The 15,380-nt window shown below is 67.2% G+C and carries 16 protein-coding genes; 11 read left to right on the top strand and 5 right to left on the bottom strand.

Annotation, left to right across the window (positions count from 1 at the left end; translation table 11 throughout):
- Positions 1 to 111 precede the first annotated feature (111 nt).
- Complete coding sequence (locus tag ACN6PJ_RS25840; protein WP_427998642.1) at positions 112 to 1,848, top strand: SulP family inorganic anion transporter; 1,737 nt, start codon at positions 112 to 114, stop codon at positions 1,846 to 1,848.
- A 46-nt stretch (positions 1,849 to 1,894) separates the two neighbouring features.
- On the opposite strand, the gene ACN6PJ_RS25835 is transcribed toward ACN6PJ_RS25840, so the two are convergent.
- Positions 1,895 to 2,626: an IclR family transcriptional regulator gene (locus ACN6PJ_RS25835; protein WP_427998641.1), complete on the bottom strand. Its 732-nt coding sequence runs from the start codon at positions 2,624 to 2,626 to the stop codon at positions 1,895 to 1,897.
- 137 nt (positions 2,627 to 2,763) lie between these two features.
- Here ACN6PJ_RS25835 and ACN6PJ_RS25830 point away from each other — a divergent pair, with 137 nt between their 5' ends.
- From ACN6PJ_RS25830 to ACN6PJ_RS25795, 8 genes are all read left to right on the top strand, one after another.
- A complete protein-coding gene (locus ACN6PJ_RS25830; protein WP_427998640.1) occupies positions 2,764 to 4,011 on the top strand; it encodes a CaiB/BaiF CoA transferase family protein in 1,248 nt (415 codons plus the stop codon).
- Positions 4,011 to 5,171: a thiolase family protein gene (locus tag ACN6PJ_RS25825; protein ID WP_427998639.1), complete on the top strand. Its 1,161-nt coding sequence runs from the start codon at positions 4,011 to 4,013 to the stop codon at positions 5,169 to 5,171. The genes ACN6PJ_RS25830 and ACN6PJ_RS25825 overlap by 1 nt, the downstream gene beginning before the upstream one ends.
- Positions 5,172 to 5,180: 9 nt before the next feature.
- Positions 5,181 to 5,582 carry a Zn-ribbon domain-containing OB-fold protein gene (locus tag ACN6PJ_RS25820; protein ID WP_427998638.1) on the top strand — a complete coding sequence of 134 codons (402 nt, stop codon included), beginning with the start codon at positions 5,181 to 5,183 and terminating at the stop codon, positions 5,580 to 5,582.
- A gap of 27 nt (positions 5,583 to 5,609) precedes the next feature.
- A complete protein-coding gene (locus tag ACN6PJ_RS25815; protein WP_427998637.1) occupies positions 5,610 to 6,764 on the top strand; it encodes an aminotransferase class V-fold PLP-dependent enzyme in 1,155 nt (384 codons plus the stop codon).
- A gap of 67 nt (positions 6,765 to 6,831) precedes the next feature.
- Positions 6,832 to 7,734, top strand: coding sequence for a transporter substrate-binding domain-containing protein (locus tag ACN6PJ_RS25810; RefSeq protein ID WP_427998636.1), 903 nt, complete (start codon positions 6,832 to 6,834; stop codon positions 7,732 to 7,734).
- Between the two features lie 16 nt (positions 7,735 to 7,750).
- Complete coding sequence (locus tag ACN6PJ_RS25805) at positions 7,751 to 8,530, top strand: amino acid ABC transporter permease (RefSeq protein WP_427998635.1); 780 nt, start codon at positions 7,751 to 7,753, stop codon at positions 8,528 to 8,530.
- 5 nt (positions 8,531 to 8,535) lie between these two features.
- Positions 8,536 to 9,228, top strand: a complete 693-nt coding sequence (locus ACN6PJ_RS25800; RefSeq protein ID WP_043545821.1) for an amino acid ABC transporter permease — start codon at positions 8,536 to 8,538, stop codon at positions 9,226 to 9,228.
- A gap of 28 nt (positions 9,229 to 9,256) precedes the next feature.
- Positions 9,257 to 10,006 (top strand): amino acid ABC transporter ATP-binding protein, encoded by a 750-nt coding sequence (locus ACN6PJ_RS25795; protein ID WP_427998634.1) that lies wholly within the window; start codon positions 9,257 to 9,259, stop codon positions 10,004 to 10,006.
- 31 nt (positions 10,007 to 10,037) lie between these two features.
- Here ACN6PJ_RS25795 and ACN6PJ_RS25790 read toward each other — a convergent pair whose 3' ends face one another.
- On the bottom strand, positions 10,038 to 10,463 hold the full coding sequence (locus ACN6PJ_RS25790) for a GNAT family N-acetyltransferase (protein WP_427998633.1): 426 nt from the start codon (positions 10,461 to 10,463) through the stop codon (positions 10,038 to 10,040).
- Positions 10,464 to 10,609: 146 nt separating this feature from the next.
- On the opposite strand from ACN6PJ_RS25790, the gene ACN6PJ_RS25785 reads away from it, so the two are divergent.
- A complete protein-coding gene (locus ACN6PJ_RS25785; protein WP_427998632.1) occupies positions 10,610 to 11,422 on the top strand; it encodes a class I SAM-dependent methyltransferase in 813 nt (270 codons plus the stop codon).
- Between the two features lie 112 nt (positions 11,423 to 11,534).
- On the opposite strand, the gene ACN6PJ_RS25780 is transcribed toward ACN6PJ_RS25785, so the two are convergent.
- Positions 11,535 to 12,764 (bottom strand): GGDEF domain-containing protein, encoded by a 1,230-nt coding sequence (locus ACN6PJ_RS25780; RefSeq protein WP_427998631.1) that lies wholly within the window; start codon positions 12,762 to 12,764, stop codon positions 11,535 to 11,537.
- Between the two features lie 392 nt (positions 12,765 to 13,156).
- Between ACN6PJ_RS25780 and ACN6PJ_RS25775 the strand changes: the two genes are divergently transcribed.
- Positions 13,157 to 13,732 (top strand): isochorismatase family cysteine hydrolase, encoded by a 576-nt coding sequence (locus ACN6PJ_RS25775; RefSeq protein WP_427998630.1) that lies wholly within the window; start codon positions 13,157 to 13,159, stop codon positions 13,730 to 13,732.
- Positions 13,733 to 13,791: 59 nt separating this feature from the next.
- On the opposite strand, the gene ACN6PJ_RS25770 is transcribed toward ACN6PJ_RS25775, so the two are convergent.
- Both ACN6PJ_RS25770 and ACN6PJ_RS25765 read right to left on the bottom strand, forming a co-directional pair.
- Positions 13,792 to 14,475 carry a GntR family transcriptional regulator gene (locus tag ACN6PJ_RS25770; protein ID WP_427998629.1) on the bottom strand — a complete coding sequence of 228 codons (684 nt, stop codon included), beginning with the start codon at positions 14,473 to 14,475 and terminating at the stop codon, positions 13,792 to 13,794.
- A gap of 11 nt (positions 14,476 to 14,486) precedes the next feature.
- A partial coding sequence (locus tag ACN6PJ_RS25765) for a dihydroxy-acid dehydratase (protein WP_427998628.1) occupies positions 14,487 to 15,380 on the bottom strand: 894 nt, incomplete at its 5' end.

Here is a 15,380-nt window from a genome sequence, read left to right as displayed (position 1 = left end):
GTGCGTAAGGCAAGGGGATATCCGGGTATGGCAGGTGACAGGGAACATGCCGTTCGCATTGCGCCTCCAGTAGAATCAACGCCCGGCGTCCCACTTTTCATGAGAGCTTGCATGGCTTCCAATGCGCGCGCCCGCGTCGATAAGCCCGCCCGGAACTGGCTGCGCTGGCTGCCCGGATTGGCGATGTTGAGGTCGTACCAGGCGGCCTGGCTGCCGAAGGACGTGGCCGCGGGCCTGGTGCTGGCGACGATGCTGGTGCCCGTCGGCATCGCCTATGCCGAGGCGTCGGGGGTGCCGGGGGTCTATGGCCTGTACGCCACCATCCTCCCGATGCTGGCCTATGCGCTGTTCGGCCCAAGCCGGATCCTGGTGCTGGGGCCGGATTCGGCGCTCGCGCCGCCGATCCTGGCGGTGGTGCTCAGCGTTTCCGGCGGCGATCCGATGCGCGCCGTGGCGGCGGCCGGTTTGATGGCCGTGGTTTCCGGCCTGTTCTGCGTCGTGCTGGGCCTGCTGAAGCTGGGCTTCATTACCGAGCTGCTGTCCAAGCCGATCCGCTATGGCTATATGAACGGTATTGCGCTGACGGTGCTGGTGAGCCAGTTGCCCAAGCTGTTCGCGATTCCGATCGACGACGCCGGGCCGCTGCGAGAGCTTTGGCAGATGGTGCTGGCCGTGTTCAACGGCGAGACCAACTGGCACAGCTTCGGCGTCGGGACGGCCACGCTGGCGGTGATCCTGCTGCTCAAGCGCTTCGACCGCGTGCCCGGGACCCTGGTCGCGGTGATCCTGGCGACGCTGGCGGTCAGCATCTTCCAGCTGGACGCCCGCGGCGTGAAAGTGCTGGGAGAGATCCCGCAGGGTTTGCCGGCCTTCGCGCTGCCGTGGCTCAGCAACGCGGACCTGGTCAAGATCGTGCTTGGTGGCGGCGCCGTGGCGCTGATCGCATTTGCCGATACCAGCGTGCTGTCGCGCACCTATGCCGCGCGCACGCACACGCGAGTGGATCCGAACCAGGAAATGGTGGGTCTGGGCGTGGCGAACCTGGCGGCCGGCTTCTTCCAGGGCTTCCCGGTCAGCAGCAGCGCGTCGCGCACGCCGGTGGCCGAGGCGGCGGGTTCGCGCACGCAGCTTACGGGAGTGGTGGGCGCGATCGCGGTGGCCGCCTTGCTGCTGGTGGCGCCGAACCTGCTGCGCTATCTGCCCAACAGCGCGCTGGCCGCCGTGGTGATCGCCGCGGCCATCGGCCTGTTCGAATTCAGGGACCTGCGGCGCATCTTCCGCATCCAGCAATGGGAGTTCTGGCTCTCGATGCTGTGCTTCGCCGGGGTGGCGGTGTTCGGCGCGATTCCCGGCATCTGTCTGGCGGTGGTCATTGCCGTGATCGAATTCCTGTGGGACGGTTGGCGGCCGCATTTCGCGGTGCTCGGCCGGGTGCCGAACCTGCGCGGCTACCACGACCTGAAACGCTATCCGCATGCCGCGTTGATCGACGGGCTGGTGCTGTTCCGCTGGGACGCGCCGCTGTTCTTCGCCAACGCCGAACTGTTCCAGCAGCGGTTGATGGAAGCCGTGGACGCGTCGCCCACTACGGTGCGGCGCGTGGTGGTGGCGGCCGAGCCTGTCACTAGCGTCGATGTCACCTCGGCGGACATGCTGCGCGAGCTGAGCCGCCACCTGGCGGAGGCGGGCGTCGCGCTGCATTTCGCCGAGATGAAGGATCCGGTCCGCGACAAGCTCAAGCGCTTCGAGCTGACCGAGATATTCAGCGACGACCGCTTCCATCCCACGGTGGGCAGCGCCGTGGACGCGTATCTTGAAAGCGTGGGCGCCCGGACGGAGCAAGGCTAGGGCCTGCGCGAAGGCCTCAATGGTGTGAACGGGCCCCGGGACGCTTTCAATCCGCCGCGGCGATGGCCGCGGCGATTTCGGCGGCCGCGGCTTCCATGGGTTGGCGGAATTCGGCCAGCCCATCAAAGGCCACGCGCGCGCTGGGCACCGAAATCCCCAGGCCGGCGATGAGCTTGCCTTGCGCATCGCGGATGGGCACTGCGCAGCCGACCACGCCGGCGATCACTTCCTCGTCGCTGGCCGCCCATTGCTCCTTGCGGACCTTGTTGACCACCTTGCGCAAGGCGTCGGGCGAAACGATGGTGTTCGGCGCAAGCGGCTCGAGCACGGCGTGCCCCAGCCACCATTCGAACTGGTCGGGAGGCATTTCGGAGAGGAACAGCTTGCCTATCGACGTGCAATACAGGGGCGAGCGATGCCCGTGCTCGAAGTACAGCCCCTGCGAGCGCGTGGCCCACGCCGCGTCCGCGTAGAACACTTCGTTGTCCACCCGCTGCCCGATCTGGCAATGCTCGCCGATGCGGTTGGCCAGGGCCACCAGGATCTGGTGGCTCTGGTCCCCGCGCATGGCGGCAGAGACGGCCGCCATGCCCAGGTTCACCAGCGCCGCGCCGACCGCCAGCTTCTTGCTGCCCAGCACGCGCTTGAGCATGCGCCTCTCTTCCAGTTGAGCGACGAGCCGATGAACGGTAGGCACCGGCAGGCCGCAGGCGGCGGCCACATCGGTCATGGTGATGGGGCGGTCGGCATGCGCAACCACGTCGAGGACGTGCAGCAACCGGTCTAGGGGTTGATCCCTAGGGACAGCCTGTGAGTCGCTGATCATAATTAATCCAATTAGTGAAAGAAAAACTTCCAATATTCGGAAGTTTAACACAAGGCGGATTTTCCTTCCAAGTGAGATCGGAACCTACCATGTCGACTTTCCCCGAGACCGCAAGCAGCGCCAAGCCAGTGGCGGACACAACTCGCAAGGGCCCGCTCGCGGGACTGCGGGTGATCGATGCGGGCAACATGATCGCCGGGCCGCTCGCGGCCACCCAGATGGCGGACTTCGGCGCCGACGTCATCAAGCTGGAACTGCCGGGGTCCGGCGATTCGATGCGCCACTGGACGCCGATGAAAGAGGGCCTGTCGCTGTGGTGGAAGGTCATCGCCCGCAACAAGCGGCTGATCACGCTGACGCTGTCCAATCCGCGCGGGCAGGAACTATTCCGCGAACTGGTCCGCGAGGCCGACGTGCTGATCGAGAATTACCGTCCCGGCACGTTCGAGCGCTGGGGGCTCGGGTACGAGGAGCTGGCGCGCATCAATCCGCGCCTGGTCATGGTGCGTGTCTCGGGGTTCGGCCAGACCGGCCCCTACGCCAAGCGCGGCGGCTACGGCACGATCGCGGAGGCGTTCTCCGGCATTCCATCGTTCACGGGCTCGCCCGACAGGCCGCCCACGCTGCCGGGCTTTCCCATGGCGGACTCCGTGGCCTCGACCTTCGCCGCCATGGCGGCGATGTTCGCGGTCTATAACCGCGATCACGGCAACGGCCGAGGCCAGGAGATCGACGTCAGCCTGTATGAGCCCCTGTTCCGCCTGGTCGAATCCCAGGTGATCGGTTTCGATCAGCTGGGCATCGTGAAGCAGCGCCTGGGCAACCGGCTGGCGGAGGATTCCCCGCGCAACACCTATCAGACGCTCGACGGGCGCTGGGTGGGCATTTCGGCCAGTTCGCAGCGCACGTTCGAACGCCTGGCCCAGGCGCTCGGCATGCCCGAACTCATCACGGACCCACGTTTCGTCGACAACGCTTCGCGTTGCGAGCACGACGCGGCGCTGGACCGGATCATCGCCGGCTGGTTCCGCGAGCGCGACTGCGCGGCCGTCATGGCGCTGTTCGAGGAGGCCGAGGTGGTCGCGGGCCCGGTGCTGGACATCAGCGACATCGTGCGCGATCCGCACTACCAGGCGCGCGAGAACATCGTCTCGGTACGCGACGACGATTTCGGCGAGGTGCGCATGCAGGGGGTCGTGCCGCGGTTCCTGGATACTCCTGGAGAGGTGCGCCATGCCGGGCGCGCGCTGGGCGCCGACAACCGCGAAATCTACCAGGGCATGCTGGGCCTGTCCCAGCAGGAATTCGACGCGCTGACCGCGCAGGGAGTGATCTGATGGCCGGGATGTTCGAAGGGGTGCGGATCGTGGGCGCGGGGCAGGCGCCTTACGCCAAGCGTTCGGAACGCGGCGTGCAGCGCCTGATGTACGAGGCGGGAGCGGCCGCCCTGGCCGACGCGGGGCTGCCATGGAGCGCGGTGGACGGACTGGCCGTCACGTGCTTCCTGCTGCCGCCCGACAATGCGCCGACGGTGGCCGAACACCTGGGCATCGAGGCGCGCTTCCTGTTCCAGGGCCTGTATGGCGGCGCCTCGGGCATCATCGGCATGGCGCACGCGGCGCGCGCCATCCGCGACGGCGCCTGCGACGTGGCGCTGGTGCTCGCCGCCGACGCGTTCGACGTGGCGGCCCACAATGAAACGCTGGACCACTTCAACGGCTCCATCAAGGAATACATGTCGCCGCAGGGATTCGGCGGCGCCAACGGCATGTTCGCGCTGCATACGCGTCTCTATATGGAGCGGCACGGCGCGAGGCGCGAGGATTTCGGCCGGTTCTGCGTGGCCTTGCGCGAGAACGCGCTGCGCAATCCCAATGCCTTGTTCCAGAAGCCGCTCACGATGGAGGACTATCTCAACGCCAAGCCGATCGCCGATCCCTTGCGCTTGTACGACTGCGTGATGCCGTGCGTCGGGGGAGATGCGATCGTCCTGGCTTCGGAGCGGGTGGCCGCAGGGCTGAAGGGGCCGTCGCTGCGCATCCGGGCGGCGGAGGAAATCCACAACTATCCGGCCAACGATCCCTATGCCGTGCCGGGCGGCTGGTCGGGGCTGGCGGATCGCCTCTACCAGCGCGCCGGCGTCGAGCCGGCGCAGATGCAGTTTGCCCAGCTGTACGACGACTATCCCGTGATGGCCTTCGTGCAGATGGAGGGGTTGGGGCTGTGCGAGCCGGGCCGCGCCCACGAGTACGTGCGCCACAACGACGTGAGCTGGCGAGGCGCGCTGCCCGTCAACACCGGCGGCGGCCAGCTTTCGGCCGGCCAGGCCGGCGCCAGCGGCGGAATGATCGGCGTATACGAGGCCGCCGCCCAATTGCTGGGACGGGCCGCGGGCCGGCAGCTGGACTGCCGGCTGGGCCTGGTGTCCGGCTACGGCATGGTGGCCTATGGCCGCGGCCTGTGTTCCAGCGCCGCCATTCTCGAACGCGTCCATTGAGGAGTCGAAATGCTCAAGCCCCAACCTCGGGTCAATGCCTTGAACCAGCCCTTCTGGCAGGGGTGCAACGAAGGCAGGCTGATGATCCAGTATTGCGACGCGTGCCGGCGGCATGTCTTCTATCCGCGCGTGTGCTGCCCATTCTGCCGTGAAGACGGCCTGCGCTGGGTGGCCGCCAGCGGACGCGGCAAGGTGATTTCGCACACCACCGTGCGCCGCACGCACCATGACGGATTCAATGCGGAGGCGCCCTATGTGTTCGCCGCCATCGAACTGGAGGAGGGGCCCTGCCTCTATGGCCAACTGCCCGGCGCGCCGACGGAGGGCGTATCGCTGATCGGCCAGGCGGTATTGGCCGAGTTCGTCGAGCATGGGCCGGGGCGGAAGATCGCGGCCTTCCGCCTGGCCTAGGCGCATTCCTTTCTTGGTAGACCCGCCATGTCCGATTTTCATTCTTGCGCCACGGTGCGCCAGGATTTTCCAGCAAGCGCCAGGATGCTGTACCTGGATACCGCCCACCAGTCTCCCCTTGCCACCAGCGTGCGCCGGGCCCTGGAGGCCTTCTACCAGGAGGCCAACGACAACGGCGGGCCCAAGCCGGTCTGGCTTGAGCGCGTGGAGCGGGTGCGCGCGCGCGTTGCAGGCTTCCTGGGCGCGCAAGCCCGCGAAATCGCCTTTACGAAGAACACCTCCGAGGGCCTGAACATCGCGGCCAATGCCATCGATTTCGAGCCGGGCGACAACGTGCTGCTGATCGAGGGGGACCATCCCAACAACGCGTACGCCTGGCTGAACCTGAAGCGGCGCGGCGTGGAGGTGCGCTTCGTCAGGCTGGGACAGGGGGTGGCAGACGCGGCGCTGTTCGCGCCGCACGTGGACGCGCGCACGCGGGCGATTTCGCTCTCGCACGTGACATTCCACGCCGGCCATCGGCACGACGTCGCCGACATAGGCCGGCTGTGCCGGGAGCGCGGGATCTATCTGGTGGTGGACGCGATGCAGTCGGTCGGGGTGCTGCCCGTGGATGTCAAGGCCATGGGCATTTCGATGCTGGCCGCCGGTTGCCACAAGGGCCTGCTGGTGCCGCAGGGGCTCGGCCTGCTCTACGTCGACGCGGCGCTGACGGAGCTGCAGCCTGTCTATCTGGCCACGGCGGGGCTGGCCCGCCCGCCGGCCGACCTGATCGCCAATCCCGATGACCTGGCCTTGCGCGAGGATGCCGGCCGCTTCGAGATCGGCAACTACAACCTGCCGGACATCCACGCCCTGGACGCCGCGCTGGACCTCATCGCCAGCGTGGGCATCGCCAATATTGAACGCCACGTGCTGGCGCTGGGCGACCGGCTGATCGAACGCCTGGACGCGCTGGGCGTCGGCCTGGTGGGGCCCCGCGAGCGCGCCCGGCGCGCCCATATCTACGTGCTGGACCTTCCCGTGGAGAAATGGGTCGGCTATCTGGCGCGGCAAGGCGTGCGCGTTTCGCCCGAGCGCGACGGGGTGCGCGTGTCTTTTGGTCTGTTCAATACCCCGGACGATGTCGATCGCGTCGCCGGGATCATCGCCGCCGGCCTGCAGGAGCCTGTATCGGCTTGAGGAAGACGCGCAGCCTGCGACGCTAATCGCCCGGTCCCGAGGCCGGGCTTGAATCAAGGGGTATGACATGCAAAAAAACACGTTCTTCCGCTACGGCGCCGCCTGCGCGCTGACGCTGGCCCTGTCCTGCGCCTGGGCCGAGGACCTGGGGCCCACCCTGCAGAAAATCAAGGAGACCGGTTCGGTCACGCTGGGCTACCGCGAATCTTCGGTGCCTTTTTCTTTCCTGGACGGACAGCAGAAGCCGGTGGGTTTCTCGTTGGACCTGTGCGCCGTCATCGTCAACCGCATCAAGCAGCGGCTCAGCCTGTCCGACCTGGCGGTCAAGCAGGTGGCGGTGAACTCGTCCAATCGCATTCCGCTGGTGGTCAACGGCACCGTGGACATCGAATGCGGCGGGACCGCCAACAATCTGGCGCGGCAGAAGCAGGTGTCGTTCTCGGTCGCCACGTTCGCGAGCCAGCCCCGCTGGCTGGTGCGCGCCGATTCCGGCATGAAGCGGCCGGCCGATCTCAAGGGCAAGACCGTGGTGGTGACGCAGGGCTCCAATGCGGTGGGCTTCGTGCGGGCCGCCAACGACAAGGACAAGCTGGGCGTGAACGTGATCCAGGCCAAGGACCACGGCGAATCCATGCTCACGCTGAGCAATGGGCGGGCGGTCGCGTTCCTGGAGGATGACATCCTGCTGGCCGGCGAACGCGCGAACGCCCGCGACCCGGCGGCCTTTACTTTCCTCGAAGGGGGCTACGACCCCGGCTACTACGGCCTGATGTTCAAGAAGGACGATGCGCCGTTCAAGGCCCTGGTGGACGGCGTGCTGACCGGAATGATGAAGGACGGCACCTTCGAGCAGGCATACCGGAAATGGTTCGAGTCCCCGATCCCGCCGCGCAACGTCAACCTGAACTTCCCGGTCCCGGAGAGGCTGCGCGAACGCATCGCCTCGCCCAGCGACAAGGTCGATTTTTGAATACGGCGGGACTGCCATGTTCAGCGTGCTACTCGAAGAAGTTCCGGAAGGCGGCGAACGCTATCTGGATTGGCTGCTGACCGGACTGGGCTGGACGCTGTTCCTGGCCCTGGCGGGATGGGCCATCGCCTTCGCGCTGGGCGTGGCGGTGGGCTGCGCGCGCACCGCGCGCAAGCCTTTCGTCGCGGTGCTGGCGCGCCTGTACGTCGAGGTATTCCGCAATATCCCGGTGATCGTGCAGATGTTCATCTGGTATTTCGTCATGCCCGAGCTGCTGCCCCGCGCCTGGGGCGACGCGGTCAAGGCCATACCGCCGCCCTGGGGCAGCGTCATCCCGGCGCTGCTGGGCCTCGCGCTGTACACGGCGGCCCGCGTCGCCGAGCAGGTCAAGGCCGGAATCGAAGCGCTGCCGCCGGGCCAGCGCAAGGCCGCGGAGGCGCTGGGCATGCGCAGCCTGCAGGTCTACCGCCTGGTGCTGTTGCCGCAGGCCTTGCGCATCATCATGCCCACCTTGACCAGTGAGGTCATGGGCATCTTCAAGAACAGTTCGGTGGCGCTGACCATCGGCGTGCTGGAGCTGACCGCCCAGGCGCGCCAGATCAATGAGTTCACCTTCCAGACGTTCCAGGCCTTCGGCGCGGCGACGCTGCTGTACCTGCTGCTGGCCTGCCTGGTGTACGTCTGCATGCGCCTGATCGAACGCCGCCTGCGCATTCCGGGCCTGCAGGCGGAACCCGAACCGCGCGGGCCCGCGCGCAGCCGCCTGCGCTGGCGCAAATCGCTCAAGGAGGTGTGAACGCCATGAACAGCTTCGACTTCGGCGCCGTCGAGCGCGCGGCGCCCTATCTGCTCGACGGCCTGGGATTCTCGCTGCAACTGACCCTCAGCAGCTTCGCGGGCGGACTGGTGCTGGGCGTGGCGCTGGCCCTGGCGCGCCACCTGCGGGTGCCGCTGCTGGCGCCGCTGGCCACCGCCTACATCACGCTGATGCGCGCCATCCCGCTCATCATGGTGCTGTTCTGGTTTTTCTTCCTGGTGCCCATGCTGCTCATGTGGGCCACCGGCGCGCCGCGGCCGGTGCCGGTGGGGCCGGTGTATACGGCGTTCATCACGTTCGCGATGTTCGAGGCGGCCTATTACGCCGAGATCATCAGGGCCGGCCTCAACGCGGTTCCGAAAGGGCAGTACGAGGCCTGCCGGGCGCTTTCCATGTCCACGGCAAAAACCTATTGGCTGGTCATCCTGCCGCAGGTGCTGCGCTCGGTCAGCCCCATCCTGCTCACGCAGACCATCATCCTGTTCCAGGATACTTCGCTGGTCTACGTCCTTTCCATTACCGACATGCTGGGCGCCGCCTCGAAAATCGCCCAGCGAGATTCCAGCCTGGTCGAGATGTACATGACCATCGCGGCGACCTACCTGCTGATCTGCGTCGTGGCTTCGCAAGCCGTCGCCTATCTCCGCAAACGCAATGCCCCGGCCGTCCACGCCTGAGCTGCCCGGCCCATCCTGGAGAACTACCATGACTACGATGACCGCCACGCCCGCCGTCCAGCTGCGCCGGCTGAACAAGCACTATGGCGAATTCCACGTCCTGAAGGACATCGACCTGGAGGTGGCGCAAGGCGAGCGCGTCATCGTCTGCGGCCCGTCGGGTTCGGGCAAGTCCACCATGATCCGTTGCGTCAACGGGCTGGAGAGCTACACCGATGGCGAGGTCCTGGTGCTGGGCCGTGCCCTGGCCCACGACGGCGCGGCGCTGTCGCGCGCCCGCCAGGAAGTGGGCATGGTGTTCCAGAGCTTCAATCTCTTCCCGCACCTGACCGTGCTGGAAAACTGCATGCTGGCGCCGGTGCATTGCCAGGGCGTGCCGCGGGCCGAAGCGCGCGAGCGCGCCTCGCACTACCTGGACCGCGTGCACATCGCCGACCAGGCGGGGAAGTATCCCGGCCAGCTGTCGGGCGGGCAGCAGCAGCGCGTGGCGATCGCCCGCGCGCTTTGCATGCGGCCCAAGGTCATGCTGTTCGACGAGCCCACCTCCGCGCTGGACCCGGAGATGGTAAAGGAGGTGCTGGACACCATGCTGGCGCTGGCGGCCGATGGCATGACGATGATCTGCGTCACCCACGAAATGGGTTTCGCGCGGCAGGTCGCCGACCGGGTGGTATTCATGGACCAGGGGCAGGTGATCGAGCATGGCTGCCCTGGCCAGGTTTTCGATGCGCCGGTGCACGAGCGCACGCGGCGGTTTCTGGAGCAGGTCGTGCATTGAGGGAGGGCGCGGCGGCGCGCGGCCCGGAATGTTACAGCCGCTTCATCAGATATTTCGGCGATTCCTCGTAGCCCTGCCGGTAATAGAAGCGATGAGCGTCCGCGCGGCGTTCATGGCAATGCACCTCGATGCGGTCGCAGCCGCGGGCCCGCGCCTCGGCCTCCGCGGCTGCTTCCAGCTCCCGTCCGACGCCAGCGCCGCGCGCCGCGTCGCCGACGCAGAAATATGTAATACGGCAGAAATCGCCCGGCAGCGCGAGCTGCGCCACGAAGTGCAGGCCGATGAATCCCAGCAGCCGTCCCTCGTCGTCTTCGGCCACGCGCAGCCAGGCATCGGGGTGCGCCAGCAGTTGCGCCATTCTCCCGGGCAGAAAGGACTCCGTGCCGGGGTAGCCGAGCTGGGCGAGCAGGCCGGCCAGGGCGGGGCTGTCTTCCAGGATGGCGGGGCGCAGGCGCATAGGGCAGGAAAACCGGTCAAAACGGACACTCTAGCGCGGGTTTGTGTAGCGGGTGTGACATTGCCTTGACGAGGCCCGCGGGCGGCGCGACGATATTCAATCGCCGCCAGCGCCACGCCGGGCGGCGGATCGGCGGAGGTGCCATCATGGACGCAAGCGACAAGATCTTTTCGGGTTCGATCCCGGAGTGCTATGACAAGCTGATGGTCCCGCTGATCTTCGAGGCCTATGCCGCCGACACGGCGGCGCTGGCCGCGGCCTATGCGCCCGCTTCCGTGCTGGAAACCGCCGCCGGCAGCGGCGCCGTCACCCGGGCGCTGGCGCCCAGGCTGGCCGCCGGCGCCCGCTACGTCGTGACCGACCTCAACCCGTCCATGCTCGATTACGCCGCCATGCGGCAGGAGCCGGACGAGCGCATCGAATGGCGTGAGGCGGACGCGCTGGCCCTGCCTTTCGAAGATGCGTCTTTCGATCTGGTGCTGTGCCAGTTCGGCGCCATGTTCTTTCCCGACCGCCCGGCGGGCTATGCCGAGGCGCGCCGAGTGCTACGGCCCGGCGGGCGCTATGTGCTGAGCGTCTGGGACAGGATCGAAGAGAACGCCTTCGCCGACGAGATCACGAATGCGGTGGCCGAGCTCTTCCCGCAGGACCCGCCGCGGTTCCTCGCCCGCACGCCTCACGGCTACCACGATGTCGCGAGGATTCGCGCGGACCTGGGCCAGGCGGGGTTCACCGACATCCAGATCCGGACGCACGAAAAGTCGAGCCGGGCGCCCACTGCCCGCCTGGCGGCGCTGGCCTATTGCCATGGGACGCCGCTGCGCAACGACATCGAGGCGCGCGACGCCAGCCGGCTGCCGCTCGCCATCGAGCGCGCGGCCCAGGCCATCACCGCCCGCCATGGAGCCGACCCGGTGACCGGCAAGATCCAGGCGCATGTGATTGTGGCGGCGGGCTAGGGCCCACAGGCAGGCGTGATCGAACGGCTGAACGTGGAGGGCGTGCGCGACGGGAGGCTCGGGGCCGCGGCGGCGGATTGCCCGTTGCTGCTGGCCTATCGGAAGGAGGGGGCTACCGAACTGGTGGAGAGGTTTGCGGAGTTGGCCGGGAGGGGGGCGGGGGCATGCCGCTGAACCTGGCGAGGCCATGCGCGGCGCCGCCTGGCGCCGCTCCCGCAACCGTGCAGTTCCGTCCTCGCCGCTTCGCCGTGTAGAGCAAATCGTCTGCGCGCTTCAACGCATGCGCGAAAGGTTCGCCCGCCTGGGTCAGGGTCACCCCGATGCTGGCCGTGAAACGCGAATTGGGCGCGTGCGGAGCCCAACGCTGCGCGACGAAGTTCGCGCGGATCTCCTCGGCGATTGCGGTGGCGCTCTCCAGGGTCGCTCCCGGCAGCAGCAGCAGGAATTCTTCCCCTCCCAGCCGGGCAGCGCAAAGGTGCGCGTCTGCCTTTGGCCGGAGCAGGGCGCCAAACCGCGCCAGCACTGTGTCGCCAAACGCGTGGCCGAAGACATCGTTGATGTGTTTGAAGTTGTCGATATCGGCCATGATTACCCCGGTCGGGGCCGCCTCCGACAGGGCGCCCCGGGAAACCGAGGCGAGAAGGCTATCGAGTCCCTGTCGGTTCAGCAGGCCCGTCAACGCGTCGGTGTGGGCCTGGCGCCGGTACTTCTCTATGGCGTCGTAGCTGGTCGCGATGAAGACCGCGAAGGTCAGAACAATGCTGCCGAGCAGCCCGGTGTATTGGATCAAGGTCCCCCAGACGGATGTTCTCCATTCTCCCATCGCGAGAAGAGGCGTCGGGGCGCCAATGTACAAGACGCATTGGCCCGTCAACACGAGCGCGATGAAGAGAAACGCGGTGGCGAGCACCTTGTCGGACGTGGTTTCGACTTGCCGTGCAAAGGGAAGCGTGCTGCGCCAGATCACGAACGCGCAACAGGCCTGGACGAAAAAGGTTTCCAGCTTCGCGCTGGCAAACAGCACGACCGAGACGATCACCATTGCCGTTGAGGCCAGCAGGACCGCGACGTCGACGTAGCAAGAGGTCTGCCCGCGGCGACGGCTCTGCAATGCGCGGCAGGCCAGAATGACGCCGCCCAGGATGAAAGCGTCCTCGACGGCCTGCTTGTAGGGGGATAGCTCGCTGGCCTGCACGAGCATGATGGCGTAGCCTGTGCCCAGGCAGGCGAGGGCGCAGCCCCACCGTAGGGTGTTGAAGCCGACGAATCGGGCGGCGCACAGTCCGGTGGCGCACAACAGGATCGCCGCGGGCACAGACCATTCAAGCAGGGTTGCAGGCATAAATAGGCGAATACATGGAACAGGTGGGGCGCAGGCGCGGAGACTATTTGGCGTATCAAAGGAGCCTGCCAGTCCGATGTGCCGTTTTGCCTGAAGCCTGGCGCCGGTCCAGGTGACACAGTGTGTGTTGGAAAATATTACGTTGTGTCGCAATGTATCGCCAGGGCTCAACAGTCAAGGATTGTCAAGCGATGCTGGGCGCGGCCTGAGCGCGAAGCGCGCCGGCGGAGGGCCGTTCTGCTAGATTGCTGGAACCGATAACGCCGCGCGCTGGAGCCAGCCGCTATTCCGACGTCCTGGCATCAGTCCATGGCCGCGCCAGCGCGCCCGTGACGTTTCATCGGACGCAGTTTGGGCTCAGCCACCTCCATCCACAAAACCGGATCACATCCATGTCTCTCACGACGCTCATTCCCTCCAAGACCGCGCTGCTTGTGATGCACTACCAGACGGACATCATGGATTTGTTTCCCTCGGCAGCGCCGGCGCTGCTCGCGAACACCCGCAAGCTCTGCGACGCGGCGCGGGACAAGGGCGTGGGAGTTTATTTCGCGCAGATCGGCTTCGGCGCGGGATATCCGGAGGTCAGTCCGTTGAACAAGAACGGACAGGGGATCAAGCGGCTGGGTTTGTTCGTGAGCGACACCGTCTCGCCGGAGTTGGGCAGGAGGGAGGATGAACCCTTGATTCTTGCGCGGCGGGCCAGCGTGTTCTTCGGGACGGAGCTGGAGCTGCGCCTGTCGGCGGCGGGGGTGGATACGCTGGTGATGGTGGGGATTGCGTCGACGGGCGTGATGTTGTCGTCGATCGCTTATGCCAGCGACGCGGATTTCCGCTTGTTTACGGTGAAGGATTGCTGCTACGACCCGGATGAGGTGGTGCATGAACGCCTGTTCGCAACGGCGTTCGAGTCGCGCACGACGGTGTTGTCGCTGGACGAGGCGCTGTCCTTGCTGGAATCGGCCTAGGGTTTCATCGAGACGCCGCGGGGCATGGCGATAGGCCGGTCTCGGCCGGCTGCCGGCGGTCAGACGCCCGGGCGGGCCTGTTCGGACGCCAGGTAGGCGTCGCGCGAGGGCACGAGGTGGTTGCGGCAGACGGCCATGAGCGCTACGCGGTCGCCGTCGCGCAGGGCGTTGATGAGGGCCCAGTGTTCCTGCCTGGCGCGTTCGCGGTAGGCGGCGCTGGTGAGCGAGCCGAAGCGGATGGGGTGCGTGCGGCGCGCGTATTCTTCGATGGCCTGGCCAAGGACGGCGTTGTCCAGCAGGCCGAAAAACTCATGATGAAAGCGCTGGTTGCTGCGGAAGACGCGGCGGGCGTCGCCGTCGGCCACGGCGGCGTCGTGCTCGCGCTGCACGGCCATCAGCGCCGCCAGCCGCGCTGGCGGCACGGGCAGGGGAATGAGGCTGGCCGCGTGGACTTCCAGGACCTCGCGCAGCGCATAGAGCTCCATGACTTCGCGCGCCGAGAAGGCGCGGACGACGGCGCCCACGTTGCGTTTTTTCTCGACGACGCCCAGCAGTTCCAGGTCCGCCAGCACCTGCCGCACGACGTGGCGCTTCATGGAAAAGCGCGCCATCAGGTCGTCTTCGGTCAGCCGTTCGCGTGGATGCAGCCGGCCGAAAACGATGTCTTCCTCCAGGGCCGCCACGGCGGCTTGCACGGCGCCGGGTGCCTGCGCCTGCAGGGCGTCGGACGTGATGGCGTTCATTGGGACAGGGCCTATTTCTTCGGAACGGTGTCGCGCGTGACGCCGGCGCGCAGGAAATCGAAGTCCACGCCCTGGTCGGCCTGGGTCACGGATTGCAGGAACAGCTTGCGGTAGCCGCGCTCGGCGACGGGGCGGCTGACCGGCTGGGCCGCGGCGCGGCGCGCGAGCTCGGCGTCGTCCACCAGCAGGGAGATCTCGCGGCGTGCCACCGACAGGCGGATGCGGTCGCCGTTCCGGACGTGGGCCAGCGGGCCGCCGATGGCGGCCTCGGGCGTGACGTGCAGCACGATGGTGCCGGCCGCGGTGCCGCTCATGCGGCCGTCGGAGATGCGCACCATGTCCTTCACGCCGGCGCGCGCCAGCTTCTTGGGTATGGGCATGTAGCCGGCCTCGGGCATGCCGGGCGCGCCGGTCGGGCCGATGCGCTTGAGCACCAGGATGTCGTCGGCGGCCACGTCGAGCGCCTCGTCGTCGATGCGCCGCGCCATGTCCTCGGCGTCCTCGAAGACCACGGCGCGGCCTTCATGTTCCATCAGCGCGGCGTTGGCGGCGGACTGCTTGATGATGGCGCCGCCGGGCGCCAGGTTGCCGCGCAGCACGGCCAGGCCGCCCACGGGGTAGATGGGCGAGGCCGCCGTGCGGATGACGTCCTGCTTGAAGGCGGGCGGCGCGTCGTCGAGTTCTTCGCCCAGCGTGCGGCCGGACACGGTCAGCGCGTCCAGGTGCAGGTAGGGCCGCAGTTCGCGCAGCAGCGCGGGCATGCCGCCCGCGTGATGGAAGTCTTCCATGTAGTGCTGGCCGGAGGGTTTCAGGTCCACCAGCACGGGAGTCTCGCGGCTGATGCGGTCCAGGCCGGCCAGGTCGATGTCGATGCCCAGGCGGCCGGCGATGGCGGTCAGGTGGAC

It is taken from the genome of Achromobacter sp., from assembly GCF_050285585.1.
GTDB lineage: Bacteria > Pseudomonadota > Gammaproteobacteria > Burkholderiales > Burkholderiaceae_B > Achromobacter.
This window is presented reverse-complemented; position numbering and strand designations above follow the sequence as displayed.

What these genes read in the sequence shown, in the direction of transcription:
- ACN6PJ_RS25840 (WP_427998642.1), top strand. Translation starts at nt 112, where the DNA reads ATGGCTTCCAATGCGCGCGCCCGCGTCGATAAGCCCGCCCGGAACTGG.
- ACN6PJ_RS25830 (WP_427998640.1), top strand. Translation starts at nt 2,764, where the DNA reads ATGTCGACTTTCCCCGAGACCGCAAGCAGCGCCAAGCCAGTGGCGGAC.
- ACN6PJ_RS25825 (WP_427998639.1), top strand. Translation starts at nt 4,011, where the DNA reads ATGGCCGGGATGTTCGAAGGGGTGCGGATCGTGGGCGCGGGGCAGGCG.
- ACN6PJ_RS25820 (WP_427998638.1), top strand. Translation starts at nt 5,181, where the DNA reads ATGCTCAAGCCCCAACCTCGGGTCAATGCCTTGAACCAGCCCTTCTGG.
- ACN6PJ_RS25815 (WP_427998637.1), top strand. Translation starts at nt 5,610, where the DNA reads ATGTCCGATTTTCATTCTTGCGCCACGGTGCGCCAGGATTTTCCAGCA.
- ACN6PJ_RS25810 (WP_427998636.1), top strand. Translation starts at nt 6,832, where the DNA reads ATGCAAAAAAACACGTTCTTCCGCTACGGCGCCGCCTGCGCGCTGACG.
- ACN6PJ_RS25805 (WP_427998635.1), top strand. Translation starts at nt 7,751, where the DNA reads ATGTTCAGCGTGCTACTCGAAGAAGTTCCGGAAGGCGGCGAACGCTAT.
- ACN6PJ_RS25800 (WP_043545821.1), top strand. Translation starts at nt 8,536, where the DNA reads ATGAACAGCTTCGACTTCGGCGCCGTCGAGCGCGCGGCGCCCTATCTG.
- ACN6PJ_RS25795 (WP_427998634.1), top strand. Translation starts at nt 9,257, where the DNA reads ATGACTACGATGACCGCCACGCCCGCCGTCCAGCTGCGCCGGCTGAAC.
- ACN6PJ_RS25790 (WP_427998633.1), bottom strand. Translation starts at nt 10,463, where the DNA reads ATGCGCCTGCGCCCCGCCATCCTGGAAGACAGCCCCGCCCTGGCCGGC.
- ACN6PJ_RS25785 (WP_427998632.1), top strand. Translation starts at nt 10,610, where the DNA reads ATGGACGCAAGCGACAAGATCTTTTCGGGTTCGATCCCGGAGTGCTAT.
- ACN6PJ_RS25780 (WP_427998631.1), bottom strand. Translation starts at nt 12,764, where the DNA reads ATGCCTGCAACCCTGCTTGAATGGTCTGTGCCCGCGGCGATCCTGTTG.
- ACN6PJ_RS25775 (WP_427998630.1), top strand. Translation starts at nt 13,157, where the DNA reads ATGTCTCTCACGACGCTCATTCCCTCCAAGACCGCGCTGCTTGTGATG.
- ACN6PJ_RS25770 (WP_427998629.1), bottom strand. Translation starts at nt 14,475, where the DNA reads ATGAACGCCATCACGTCCGACGCCCTGCAGGCGCAGGCACCCGGCGCC.